13 protein-coding genes are annotated in these 12945 nt (G+C 47.2%); 9 read left to right on the top strand and 4 right to left on the bottom strand.

Annotation, left to right across the window (positions count from 1 at the left end; translation table 11 throughout):
• Positions 1-5: 5 nt before the first annotated feature.
• A complete protein-coding gene (locus tag DFQ00_RS01845; protein ID WP_110893549.1) occupies positions 6-425 on the bottom strand; it encodes a MarR family winged helix-turn-helix transcriptional regulator in 420 nt (139 codons plus the stop codon).
• A gap of 257 nt (positions 426-682) precedes the next feature.
• On the opposite strand from DFQ00_RS01845, the gene DFQ00_RS29395 reads away from it, so the two are divergent.
• The 3 genes from DFQ00_RS29395 (at position 683) to DFQ00_RS28705 (ending at position 3544) form a co-directional block, all read left to right on the top strand.
• On the top strand, positions 683-976 hold the full coding sequence (locus DFQ00_RS29395) for a hypothetical protein (protein WP_174812280.1): 294 nt from the start codon (positions 683-685) through the stop codon (positions 974-976).
• Positions 977-1436: 460 nt separating this feature from the next.
• A complete protein-coding gene (locus tag DFQ00_RS01835) occupies positions 1437-2903 on the top strand; it encodes an FAD/NAD(P)-binding protein (RefSeq protein WP_110893547.1) in 1467 nt (488 codons plus the stop codon).
• 326 nt (positions 2904-3229) lie between these two features.
• On the top strand, positions 3230-3544 hold the full coding sequence (locus DFQ00_RS28705; protein ID WP_146236090.1) for a hypothetical protein: 315 nt from the start codon (positions 3230-3232) through the stop codon (positions 3542-3544).
• A gap of 74 nt (positions 3545-3618) precedes the next feature.
• On the opposite strand, the gene DFQ00_RS01820 is transcribed toward DFQ00_RS28705, so the two are convergent.
• A complete protein-coding gene (locus DFQ00_RS01820) occupies positions 3619-4311 on the bottom strand; it encodes a G1 family glutamic endopeptidase (protein ID WP_110893541.1) in 693 nt (230 codons plus the stop codon).
• Between the two features lie 236 nt (positions 4312-4547).
• Between DFQ00_RS01820 and DFQ00_RS01815 the strand changes: the two genes are divergently transcribed.
• The 3 genes from DFQ00_RS01815 (at position 4548) to DFQ00_RS01805 (ending at position 8278) form a co-directional block, all read left to right on the top strand.
• Positions 4548-5294 (top strand): DeoR/GlpR family DNA-binding transcription regulator, encoded by a 747-nt coding sequence (locus DFQ00_RS01815; RefSeq protein WP_110893539.1) that lies wholly within the window; start codon positions 4548-4550, stop codon positions 5292-5294.
• Between the two features lie 2 nt (positions 5295-5296).
• Positions 5297-6208 carry a 1-phosphofructokinase gene (gene pfkB / locus DFQ00_RS01810; protein ID WP_110893537.1) on the top strand — a complete coding sequence of 304 codons (912 nt, stop codon included), beginning with the start codon at positions 5297-5299 and terminating at the stop codon, positions 6206-6208.
• Positions 6209-6319: 111 nt separating this feature from the next.
• Positions 6320-8278 (top strand): PTS fructose transporter subunit IIABC, encoded by a 1959-nt coding sequence (locus DFQ00_RS01805; protein ID WP_110893535.1) that lies wholly within the window; start codon positions 6320-6322, stop codon positions 8276-8278.
• A gap of 87 nt (positions 8279-8365) precedes the next feature.
• On the opposite strand, the gene DFQ00_RS01800 is transcribed toward DFQ00_RS01805, so the two are convergent.
• Positions 8366-9529 (bottom strand): oxalate decarboxylase family bicupin, encoded by a 1164-nt coding sequence (locus DFQ00_RS01800; RefSeq protein WP_110893533.1) that lies wholly within the window; start codon positions 9527-9529, stop codon positions 8366-8368.
• 85 nt (positions 9530-9614) lie between these two features.
• The gene (locus tag DFQ00_RS01795) at positions 9615-10463 is read right to left on the bottom strand and encodes an SDR family NAD(P)-dependent oxidoreductase (RefSeq protein ID WP_110893531.1); all 849 of its coding nucleotides are present in this window, start codon (positions 10461-10463) and stop codon (positions 9615-9617) included.
• Between the two features lie 214 nt (positions 10464-10677).
• Between DFQ00_RS01795 and DFQ00_RS01790 the strand changes: the two genes are divergently transcribed.
• The 3 genes from DFQ00_RS01790 (at position 10678) to DFQ00_RS01780 (ending at position 12870) form a co-directional block, all read left to right on the top strand.
• Entirely contained in the window at positions 10678-11049 is a 372-nt protein-coding gene (locus DFQ00_RS01790; RefSeq protein ID WP_244964954.1) for a MerR family transcriptional regulator, read from the top strand.
• Positions 11050-11123: 74 nt separating this feature from the next.
• Positions 11124-12032, top strand: a complete 909-nt coding sequence (locus DFQ00_RS01785; RefSeq protein ID WP_110893529.1) for a LysR family transcriptional regulator — start codon at positions 11124-11126, stop codon at positions 12030-12032.
• Between the two features lie 109 nt (positions 12033-12141).
• Positions 12142-12870 (top strand): spermidine synthase, encoded by a 729-nt coding sequence (locus DFQ00_RS01780; protein ID WP_341866247.1) that lies wholly within the window; start codon positions 12142-12144, stop codon positions 12868-12870.
• Positions 12871-12945: the final 75 nt, after the last annotated feature.

Below are 12945 nucleotides of genomic sequence, written 5' to 3'. Positions count from 1 at the left end.
AGCGTTTAAAAGTTATTTTGCATACGTTCCAGGAAATCAGCCAGTGCATGAATCTCTTCCTCGCTGAAACCATTCAGAATCTGATGGATATAATTTGTTTTCTCTGTTTTATATCCTTCAATCTGCTTGCGCCCATGGTCCGTCAGACGAACAAAAGTTACCCTATTATCCTCAGGGTTCTTCCGTCTCGTAACCATCAGGTCAGCTTCAAGCTGTTTCAGGTGGCGTGTAATGGCAGCACTGTCGATATTAATGATTTTCTGGAGCATGGACTGGTTAATCTCATCCACCTGATCCAGTTCATGCAAAATTTCGAAGCGTGAGGAACTAATCCCGGTGCAGCGTTCAAACTTGGGACTGATTTTATTCCCCAGCACATTCAGCAGATTAATGACTTGCTCTTCTTTGGAAACCATACGTGTCATGATTAGACCTCCCGGGTGAATCTGAATCAACAACGGCGTATGTTAACAAATGTTTAAAGTTGCCAGTATACAATGCCATTGCCTGATGATTCTGTGGCTGTTACCAATCGTTGATGGATCAATAGTTGATACCTCAATCATTGATGCCTCAATCAATATAACATGTGATTTATCATTTTGCAACAGCTGTTTCTATAGAAAAATTTGCTTCATAACGTTGAATTACAGGAAGGATTGTTTATGGAGAAAACTTGTATATGAAAAATAAAGTCAGCCATATTGCCGCATTGTATTACGGTCTGGGTAATGCTTTCTCTATGCTTGGACTGGAGCCGGTATCTACATTATCTTATGGACAGCGTGTGGGCAGGAGCACTTCTACAGGAGTCACCGGAGCGACTGGTGTAACAGGAATAACAGGAATAACAGGAATAACAGGAGCCGCTGGAGTAACAGGCACAACTGGAGCAACCGGCCCTGACTTTGCAAGTGAAGGCTTTTTCGCTTTTCTTGCCATCTGTCCACAGCAGCAGCTATTAGTTTGTCCATAGCAGCAGGTGTTAACCCGACTTTTCTTGTGCAGCAAACATCATCCGCAGAACCACACTGGTTAGTGGAGCATCTCCTATCTTAAAGGTATCAGTAACCTTACTCACCTTGCGAGCAGTCCTTGGGAGCGGAATAGTAACGTTGGCTGCCGAAGTTACGTTAAGTACGGGGGATGTTATCGGCTTATTCTATGCAGCTAACGGTATCGTATGGTCAGTTCATCAGATGACTTAATCCATATGATCTCTTGCTAAGCAGATTCGGGATTCCCTCCGAATCTGCTTTTATTTTTCTGAATAAGAGTTCGTACGGCCAAACAAGCATGTCACCTTTTTTTAGCTTTCCTGACAATTCAACCGTTATAAGCTTCAAATGATCAGGCTGAGCTCATATAATATCGCTAATAGTTCTCTCGAAATAAAATGCATAAGGTGATTCATCGTCACGAAAGGATTGGTCTTCATGAGTCTGGAAGCATTGAATGAACGTGTGAGAAATGACTTGACGTTTCTGTCTTATGGCGGGTCCAGTTGGGTGCGAGCCAAAGAGCAGGCAGAGGGCCATGTGTATGATGTCGTTATTGTCGGCGGTGGGCAGAGTGGCCTTGGCGCTGCATTTGGACTTTTGCGTGAACGGATATCCAACATCCTGATCATTGACGAGAATCCGGCTGGACAAGAGGGACCCTGGGAAACCTATGCTCGAATGGTGACTTTGCGAACGCCGAAGCATCTGACATCCATTGATTTGGGCATTCCATCCTTGACATTCAGATCGTGGTGGGAGGCGCAGAACGGGCGTGAGGGATGGGAAAAGCTCGACAAAATCCCGCGCGGAGAATGGATGAACTATTTGCGCTGGTATCGGGAGGTGCTTGAGCTTCCCATGCGAAACGAAGTCAGGCTGAAGCTGATTGAACCGGCTGTTCAAGCTGATATCGAAAACGGTCTGATGGATCAAAATAGCGGGATTTATCGCCTTCATATTGAGGGGCCAGGGACAACCGATAACGTCATCCTTGCTCGGAAAGTTGTGCTTGCAACCGGCATTCAGGGAGGGGGCGAATGGCATGTGCCTTCCATGATTGCTGACCGATTACCGAAGGAATTGTACGCCCATACTTCGGAAGAGATTGATTTTGAACGTTTAAAAGGGAAAAAGATTGCTGTCCTTGGCGGCGGAGCCTCCGCTTTTGATAATGCAAGCTACGCATTGGCCTCGGGAGTACAGGAGGCGCATGTATTTGTGCGGCGGGAGCAGCTGCCCAGCGTTAATCCGATACGTCAGATGGAGCAATCTGGCATGATTGAACGCTTCCATGCATTACCTGTCGCTGATAAATATCGGGTGATCTCTCATTTCTTCAAATATAATCAGCCGCCGACCAATGATACGTTTAATCGCGCTGCTGCCTGGCCGGGGTTTGTTCTGCATCTTCACTCCCCATGGCTGAGTGTGGAGGCGGGGGAGCGAGGTGTATTGGTGCAAACACCGCAGGGGCAATTCAGGTTTGATTATCTCATCATCAGCACCGGACTGCTGAGTGATCCTGCGTTACGGCCAGAGCTTGGCCTGATCGAGAAACATATTGCACGATGGAGTGATTGTTACCAAGCGTCGCAGGAGTATCGCAATGCCTTGTTGGATGCTCATCCATTCTTGAGTCCTGGCTTTGCTATGACAAGCCGAACAGAGCAAGGCAAGCCTGTGCTGCATGGACTGTTTATGTTCAATTATTCGGCACTTGCGAGCTGCGGCTTATCGGCTTCTGCTATTTCAGGCACCAGAGCTGCTATTCCCAAGCTGGTTACTGCCATCGCAGATCAATTGTTTCTGGATGATCGGGAAGACATTTTACAGCAGTTTTATACCTATGAAGACCAGGAATTCACGGCCGTTTGGACGCCAAATAACGTTCTTGCAGAGTAAATTGCTCAAGCATGTAATCCATTTATCGCACAGTGCTCGCGCTGTGCGTTTTTTGTTTTTGTAAACATTGTTTTACAGGGGTCTTTTATTTATTGTAAAATGTCGTTTGGAACATGTTAAAGGCAGGGATTAGAAATGGAGCAAATAGAACCAAGCAAACAGATGAGCTATGAACAATTCAGAGCACATGTGAAAAGAGCATCGCGTTTACGTAATGTGCCTTTAATCAAAATTGTAGCTTTTCAAGAGAAGTATATGAAGATTGAAGAAATGCAATTTTATGATGTGGAACATAATTATATGAGTGTTCAGGCTTGTAATACGTTATGGATGAATCTCAAGGACAAATCATTTCGTACAGTGGTGTCTCAACCGTTGCAGTTTTATCAGCAGATGACCAATCTTGGACGGCATTCTCTTGGAATCTGATTCGGGAGTTGTATGATACGGCTGTTCCTGTTCTGGTGGATTATGATGCATCCCAATACTACACTCTCGAACAGCTGGTTGATATTTTGGTGACCGACGAGGATATGCTGATTGAGCAGCTTGAGATGGGACGTTTCAAAGGAGCCTTCATCAATGAAGAGGGGAAATGGCTCAAGCCAAAGCCGGAAGTAGGAAGCAACGAACTGCTGTAACCGTCAAAATCCTGCAGCACTGCCGTCAGTAGAGGCGGGTGCTGCAGGATTTTTTCGAGCAGATGAACCTGGTGCTATCCGTTGCCTGACACTCGTCGAACGACAAAACCGTCCTTGCACCGGTTCGGAGGACCGGGAACGGCAAGCACTTGTTTGCTTTGAATCATGATGCCTTTGAGATTTGAACGTAATTGAGGAGAGCGTCCATTCAACCGGCAATGGCGGAATTGAATAGGAGTAAACTTGGATAAAGCAGAGGTGACCCCGGCGACGGTAGGTGCCTCAACAATCCATTCCGCCGAGGATTGGGGTCCGGAATAACGCTGTACTGTGCGGAATGTCCAGCCTTTGCTCCCGTTTCTCAACGTGATGCACCAGGTTTTACGTGTAATTTTCGTAATCGAGGCCTGCATCTTATCCCCCGGTGATACAGGGAAAGGAATCATTGTCTCCGCGCTCGGCAGTATTTCCCACCAGGCGTAATATACGGGTTTGCCGTTGATCCAGTCGTGACTGGTTCCCGTCTGAATCAGATCTGCATTATTGTAGCCATCAATGCCAATCCAGGCAGAGGAGTAAGCGTTCATCCGGGAGGGAAGGACATAAGGTACTGTCCATTCTGCAGATATACGCTGATAGCTACGGGGTGATCCAAGCTTTGCATAACCGCTCCAGTTGGAGGAGACCCATCCGGGCTGAAGGGCTGTGTGTTTTTTCGGCTGTTTAAGCTCACAAGGTTGCCGCCGCTTACGAATACGATCCGTCATCTCATGCATCACCTTTCATTAGTAACTTGCAAGATCAAGTACAGTTAAGGCCTCTTTTGCGTGGCCTATGGCTGGATGTAATATTTAATTCACGTGAGATGCCATGTGAAAGGTACAACTGGTCAAGAAAACAAGTCGAATGATGAAACTTTTTGAAGGTTTTTAAATTATTTTGAATGAAAGTGATTGTTTTTTGCGGGATTTATGATACTATAGAAGCAGTTGGAGGAATGAAAATGCTGACTGAAGAACGATATGCTGCAATTGTAGAGCGCTTACATTTACAGGGAATTGTGAAGTTGCAAGAGCTGGTTGATGTGCTTGGCGTTTCTGAATCCACAATTAGAAGAGATTTGATTGATCTGGAAAGCCGTCAGATGCTCAAACGTATTCATGGTGGTGCCTCACTGGTGAATGAAAAAACACTAGAACCAGGCATGGAGGAAAAAACGTTCAAAAACATTCAACAAAAAACAATCATTGCTCGTCTAGCGGCGCAGGAGATTCAGAATGGTGAATGCATCTACCTGGATGCTGGTACAACAACGTTGGCTATGATTCCTTTTATTGAAGCCAGAGATGTAACAGTAGTCACTAACGGACTTTCCCATGTAGAGGCGCTGGTAAGCAAGCGAATTCGCAGCTACCTGCTAGGCGGTATGATGAAAATTCATACGAAAGCGGTCATCGGCAGCATTGCGTTGCAGAACATGGATAATTTCCGATTCGACAAGTGTTTTTTGGGAAGTAACGGTGTAGATCCTGAGATGGGGTATACAACGCCTGATCCGGAGGAAGCCTTGATTAAGAGGCGTGCACATCAGTTGTCAGGAAAATCCTATGTGCTGGCTGATTCCAGCAAAATTGGGGATATTACTTTTGCCAAATTGTTTGATTTGGAGGAGGCGGATCTGATTACAGAGCGAATGCCTGAACATTGGCGGACGGTAATCACCCAGAAAACTAAAATAATTGAGGGATAGCGATGATATATACGATAACACTCAACCCGTCCATTGATTACATCGTAGAAGTGGACGATCTGAAGCTAGGTGGACTTAACCGCATGAATCGGGACTTGAAGCTCCCTGGTGGCAAAGGCATCAACGTTTCCCGTATTCTGAATCAGCTTGGGGCAGCCAATACGGCCATCGGATTTTTGGGTGGTTTTACAGGTCGTTTCATTAACGACAAGCTTCAGGAAGAAGCCATTCAAACCGACTTTGTCACCATTGCTGATGACACTCGCATTAACATCAAGCTGAAGCATGGAGACGAAACCGAGATTAACGGTCTTGGACCAGCCATTCATGCAGAGGAGGCAGATCAACTGCTGCATAAGTTATCTTCCTTGCAAAAAGGAGATATCGTCATTCTGTCTGGCAGTGTTCCGCCATCACTTGGTTCAGATTTCTATGATCGTCTCATTCAAGTCTGCAAGCAGACAGAAGCCGAGTTTGTCATTGATACAACGGGGCCTGCGCTGATGGAAGCGCTGGTACATCAGCCTCTGCTGGTCAAGCCGAATCATCATGAACTGGCCGAATTGTTTGGTGTAACCATCGAGACTCGTGAGCAACTGGTTTCTTACGGAAGAAAATTGCTCCAAGCCGGCGCAAAACACGTGCTGATCTCCATGGCTGGAGAAGGGGCACTGTTCATCACCGGGACGGATGTTTATCATGCAAACGTGCCTAAAGGAAAGGTGAGAAATTCAGTCGGTGCCGGTGATTCCATGATTGGTGGATTTGTAGGTACGTATGTACTGCAAGCAGACTTGTTTGAAGCTTTCCGTACAGGCGTAGCATCCGGCAGTGCAACGGCTTTCTCGGATGACTTGGCAGCGCGTGAATTGATTGAGGAATTGCGTGAGCAGGTTACGATTACCAAGCTGTAGGCAGCAAGTGCATAACAGGGTATGAAATGTTAACACATAAATAATGATGAAGAACAGTTACAGGGATGGCCTGCTGCTGCGGGCCACCCGAACTTAAGGGAGTGTTCCAAGATGAAAATCACTGAATTAATGCTTCAAGAAGCGATGATCATGGATCTGCAAGCGACTACCAAAGAGGAAGCAATTGACGAACTGATTGCGAGTCTGAATCGCAGCGGTCGAATTAATGATCCTGTGCTCTTTAAAGAAATGATCTATAAAAGAGAAGCGGAATCCAGCACAGGCATCGGTGGCGGTATCGCTATGCCACACGCCAAAACAAAAGCAGTAAATGAACCGACGGTTGTTTTTGCGAAAAGCAGCAAAGGTCTTGATTTCGAATCGCTGGATGATCAGCCTGCTCAACTCTTTTTCATGATTGCTGCTCCTGAAGGCGCGGGCAACACCCATCTCCGCACACTCGCGGCTCTTTCAAGGCTGCTAGTTGATAGCGATTTCATCGCCGAGCTGATGAATACGAATACACCTCAAGAAGTAAGCGCTCTGTTTGATGCGAAGCAGGCAGAGGCTGCTGCGAAGGAAGCCGAGAAGGAGAAAGCCAAAGCAGAGAAAGAAGCACAGGCGGCTGGTGCATCTAGTCGTGCTAACAACTCTGGTGTAATTGTTGGCAATGCCAATACCGAGGATTTTGTGGTTGCCGTGACAGCTTGTCCGACAGGTATTGCGCATACGTTTATGGCTGAGGATGCCTTGAAGAAAAAAGCGCAGGAAATGGGCATCAACATTCGTGTTGAGACCAATGGCTCCGAAGGTGCACAGAATGTACTCACGGCTGACGAGATCGCTCGCGCCAAGGGTGTAATTATTGCGGCTGACAAAAATGTCGAGATGGCTCGCTTTGATGGCAAACCGGTACTTCAGAGACCGGTAAGTGATGGTATTCGTAAATCCGAAGAGCTGATTCGTAAGGCAGTCAACGGAGATGCACCGATCTATCGCAGTCAAGGCGGAGGCTCCAAGGATGAAGCTGCAAGTGACAGCAAAATGAGCGTAGGAAGCAAAATCTACAAAGATTTGATGAACGGTATTTCACACATGCTGCCATTCGTTGTCGGTGGGGGTATCCTGCTGGCGATCTCATTCCTGTTTGAGCAGATTGCAAGTCCTGACAATCCCATTGTGAAGCTGCTGCAAACCATTGGCGGCGGTGACGGAGCATTCCACTTCCTGATCCCTGTCCTTGCCGGATTTATTGCAATGAGTATCGGTGATCGTCCAGCTCTGATGCCAGGTATGGTCGGCGGTTTGATGGCTGTGAATTCCAATGCCGGTTTCCTTGGTGGTCTGGCTGCCGGTTTCCTGGCGGGTTACGTTATTCTTGGTCTGCGTAAAGCGTTGAAAGGTCTGCCAAAAGCGATTGATGGTTTGAAGCCAATCCTGATCTATCCAGTGCTTGGGTTGCTAATCGTTGGTGCAATTGCATACTACATTTTTGATCCGATTTTTGGTTCTCTGAATACATGGCTTGTAGATGTACTTGGCAATCTGGGTACAGGTAACAAAGTATTGCTCGGTCTGTTGCTCGGCGGTATGATGGCTATTGATATGGGTGGTCCTTTTAACAAAGCGGCTTATACATTTGCCATCGGTGTATTTACTTCTAGCGGTAACACAGATGGTGCATGGATGGCTGCAGTTATGGCAGGCGGTATGGCTCCACCTCTGGCAATCGCATTGGCAACCACATTTTTCAAATCCAAATTCACGGAGCAGGAACGTAAATCCGGTTTGACGAACTATGTGCTTGGCTTGTCGTTCATTACCGAAGGTGCCATTCCATTTGCAGCGGCTGACCCGCTTCGTGTCCTGACATCCTGTATTATCGGTTCTGCGGTAGCGGGTGGTCTTACACAGCTGTGGAGCATTAACGTACCCGCTCCTCACGGTGGTATTTTCGTAGCGGCGCTGGCTAACCATGCCTTGCTCTTCCTGCTCGCTGTGGCTATTGGTTCGGTCGTTTCCGGTCTCATACTGGGATTGTGGAAAAAGGCACCGGCAATTGTTAAATAACAATCAGATGATCACATCAATAAACAAATGATGACCCGTTGGCATCTCTCCACTTGATAATTCATGGAGAGATGCTTTTTTATATTTTCAAACCACAGGCCATTTCACTTTACGCAAGGCATCCAGCAGCTCAGCAGGGGCATGCAGATTGTCACGTACCAGATCACGTGGTGTTAAAGCCATCCACTGGTTGAGAGATACATCCTCAAAGCGGTCGCTGCGGAAGATTTCCAGAAACCATAACGTGTCTTTGCCTGTATTCTGTATATAGTGCCCCATGGCTAAGGGGACATAGCCGACATCTCCAGCCCTGTAATCAAACGTACGTGCATTGCCTTCCCCGCCAAAAACCGTCATCCTGCCTTCACCTGTCAGATAGTACTGCCATTCATCCGCATTGGGATGCCAGTGTAGTTCACGCATCGCTCCAGGTTTGATCTCGACAAGGGCTGCAGCGACTGTGGTTGAGGCAGGGAAGTTGGTGGAATCCACAATACGTACGCTTCCTCCGGGTGTGATGAGAGGCTCCTGTGCAAGCAAACGATAGGTGAATGAGAGGGGAACTGTACCGTAGGGAGACTGAACCTTCTGGCTTTCGAGGGAGCCGGGTACAGTATCCTGGAAAATGTAAACCTGCTCCTTGGGCATCGACTGAAAGGCCGATTCAGGTACTCCAAAATTCAACGATAAAACCTCTGGCGGGGTGTGCGCAAACCAGTCAGTGATAGAGAGTGTATTCAAGTCCGAGAAGCTGCCATCATCAAACACTAATAAAAATTCACAGCCGTTCTCCAGCCCCTGAATGGAGTGAGGCAGACCTTTAGGGAAAAACCAAAGGTCACCCGGACCGACATCGGCAATAAAATTACGCCCGTTCTGATCCACAGAAGTGATTCTGGCTGTTCCCCATATCATATAGGCCCATTCCGATTGCTGATGCCAGTGAAGTTCTCGTACCCCGCCTGGCGTTAGACTCATATTGACTCCTGCGAGCGTGGTGGCAATGGGGAGATCACGTACGGTAATTTCACGTGACCAGCCGCCATGATTCAGCTGCATGTGGGTATCGGAGAAGGACATTCTCAGATTAGGCAGCAAGCCATGATCTGTCTTGGGGGGCACAAGCATATCTGGATTCTGAATATCCCGCAGCACGTCCCTTGGACCGTAATCAGGCCCTCCGGCACCATCACTGCGTATGGGCTGCGGTATGATGAAAGGCTGGCCGCTGGGTTGTTTTCCCTTACTCATGATATAGCTCCTTCCGCTGTTGGCCTCAATCCTTTGAGACACGGCATTTTCACTATGATTACACCTATGAGCAGGGGCTTGGCAATTATGATGGACATTGGAACTTATGCTTATAGATGTGCTCTACACGGTGCAGCACAGCAGCGCTCTGCTCCGTAAAACGCAGGCGAGCCAGTTTATTGTTGACAAGATAACTGCCCGACTCATGTGTAGTGTTCCCTAGCCCTGCGGCATATAGGAGAGATGCACCTCGGGTTGGAGGAGGGAAAAACAATTTCATGACAGGTTTGATATAGAAGGGTAAGCCTGATAAGTTATTCGCTCTTAATGTGTTGTTCCCGCCAGGGTCCACACTTAGAAGATGTATGCCGTCTGCCTGGGCAGCAGCTGCAGCCTCTTGAGTCCACAACGAAAGCGCAAGCTTGGATGCAGCATAGGGGCCAAACAGCTTTTTAAAGGATATAGGCTGTTCCAGCGTTTGAAGATTGAATGATCTCAGCATGCAAAAAGCAGTTGTGGAGGTGTTCACTACGGTTTTCATCCGTCCTTCACGCAGCAGTGGGTAGAGCTCTCGATAGATGATGTACGGAACTACAGTCTGGAGCTCAAAATGCAGCTCATGGCCTTGAGCGGAGTACAGGAGGCTGGGCGCGCTTCCTCCGGCATTGTTAAACAGGACATCAATGGCGTGGGTTTTGAGGCGAATGTGCTCAAGTGCAGCGTGGAGGCTGGTGTAGCTCGTCAAATCGGCTTGTACGGCGTACAGCTGGCCTGAGGCCAATGCGGCTTGAATGTCGGGGTGTTCGGGAAAGGCGGAGCGGTTCAGACCGATAACCTGCCACTGATTTGTTAGAAGCTTTCGTGTGAGCTCCAGGCCGATTCCTGATGTGGAGCCTGTAATAAGGGCTGTGCGTAATAAGGGAGTAATGTTCATAATAACCTCCATGAAGAATGTATTGTTATATCGAAATACACTCTATAATTTGGAGTGGACTCCAAGTCAAGAGACATATTTTCGACTTGACTTGGAGCTGGCTCCAAATTGTATGATAGAGAGAACTATGTATACAGGAGGGCTGATAATGAGTGGTCATATGATGTTTTCCATTCATTAGACGTCACAACGGTCAGGTTTATCCAAAGATACCATTCGCTATTATGAGAAAATCGGGCTTCTTCCCCGTGCCGAGCGGAAGGCCAGCCGCCACCGTGTCTATTCCGAGCAGGACATTCACACGATGAGTCTGATTACTTGTCTGAAGAAAACAGGCATGTCACTGGAGGAATTGAAACCCTTTTTACACATGTCGCTGGAGTCGGATCTTGATGATTTCCCGGAGGAGCGGGAGATGCTAATCAATTATCAGCAAAAAGTAAAGGCACAGATTACATCGCTGCAGCAAGTGATTGATTTTATTGACGATAAGCTCGCTCAGCGCAGCATGTTCCCGGAGAAATGTAAGATTGATGATGAGCATCTGCTAACGGGATTGGAGAAAAAGAATACATTTTCTTATTAAATTTGACGTTTGTGACGTTAATTAATATAACCGCAACGGGCCATTACCGTGGAAACTGAGAAAGGAGGCAACCCATGACATTACAACAATTGAAGTATGTAATTGAAGTTGCTACACACGGTTCCATGAATGAAGCCGCCAAACGGCTCTTCATCTCTCAGCCCAGTTTGTCCAATGCGATTCGCGATCTGGAGCAGGAAATGCGTATAACGATTTTTGAGCGCACGAATAAAGGCATTACCCTTTCCAAGGAGGGGGTAGAATTTCTGAGTTATGCACGACAGGTCGTGGAGCAGGCAGAGCTGCTGGAAAATAGGTATTTAAATGCAAAGCCTTCACCTCAGCATTTTTCGGTATCCACTCAGCATTATGCCTTCGCAGTGAATGCATTTGTAAAGCTTGTTCAACAATATGGTCATGATGAATATGAGCTTGCCCTGCGCGAGACGAAGACGTATGAGATTATTCAGGATGTCAAGAGCCTTCGCAGCGAGATTGGCATTCTGTATCTGAATGAGTTTAATGCCAAGGTTATCAATAAATTGCTGAAAGACGCGGGTCTTGTGTTTACGAGCCTGTTTACTGCCAAGCCGCATATCTTCATCAGTGTAAACAATCCGCTCGCCAAGCAGGCATCTGTGGCTATCGAACAGCTTCAGGACTATCCTTACCTGTCCTTTGATCAGGGTGAGTATAATTCATTTCATTTTTCCGAGGAAATTCTAAGCACGTTATCACATCCGAAAAGCATTCAGGTCAATGATCGGGCAACATTGTTTAATCTGTTAATCGGTCTCAATGGATATACCATCTCAACAGGAGTGCTTAGTGCTGACCTGAACGGTAACGAGATTATTCCAGTTCCGCTCGAATGTGAGGAGTCCATTAATGTCGGCTGGATCAGTCATAAGAGCACATCGCTTTCCAATCTGGGTGTTGCTTATGTGCATGCTTTACACGAGGCTACCCAGTCACAGGAATGATTCTCAGGGTATCAGTAAGTGAGTGTGAGCAATCAGGGCGAGAGCATTCAGATTTTAGGGAATAAAGAAAGTCAGATTGTCAGGATAAAAGGGGAGTCGCAGCTTGAGAGTGTTATATCGGGATAAAAGTGAGCAGCATGAGTTAACAGTATATGATACCAAGAGACTCTATGGTGAACAGGGGCGCTTCCGTGTACTGCAGTTCTCGGACGATGCAGTTCAGGGGGCTCTTGATCTAGAGCAGCCTTCTCGAATTGTACTGGAGTATCCACGGGCGATGCTGCATCTGATGGAGCGCAATGATCCGCAGTATAGTCGTGTTTTTGTGGTGGGTCACGGGATTGGCACGATACCTTCTTATTTATCTGATCGACAGGTTAAGGTGGCTGAGCTTGATGCCGAGGTTGTCTGGATAAGTCAACACTTTTTTGGCTACACAGGTCCAGAGATCATGGTGGGCGATGGTCGTGAACTGTTGGAACGGGAAAAATCCGGCACGTATGATTATGTGGTTATTGATGCTTTTTCTGCATCCGGTACACCGGAGCAGTTTACGAATCAATCCTTTTTTGCAATGGTTAAGGACAGGCTTGATGCAGATGGTGCTGTACTGCTTAATGTATTTGGTCGTTCTGGAAATGACACGCTGGTCAACGCGATCTACACCACACTTGGGAAGACGTTCGCCTATACACGGGCCTTTGCATTCCCTGCGGAGCCAAATGACGTACAGAATCGCATTCTAATGGGCAGCCATAGGCCGATTGATGTTCAGGTGAGGCAGATGTCCGGCTTTGTGGAACAACGGCTTGAGGAAGGTTATATAATCGAGGGGTGACCGAGACGGTTAGTGAATGGTAAGATGCCCGGATTGAAATTTGTCATGAAATCGTCAATCCTAAAAATTATATGT

The sequence above is a fragment of the Paenibacillus barcinonensis genome (genome assembly GCF_003217495.1).
In the GTDB taxonomy this organism is placed as follows: domain Bacteria; phylum Bacillota; class Bacilli; order Paenibacillales; family Paenibacillaceae; genus Paenibacillus; species Paenibacillus barcinonensis.
The sequence above is the reverse complement of the archived record's forward strand: the minus strand, read 5'-3'. Positions and strand labels throughout refer to the sequence as shown.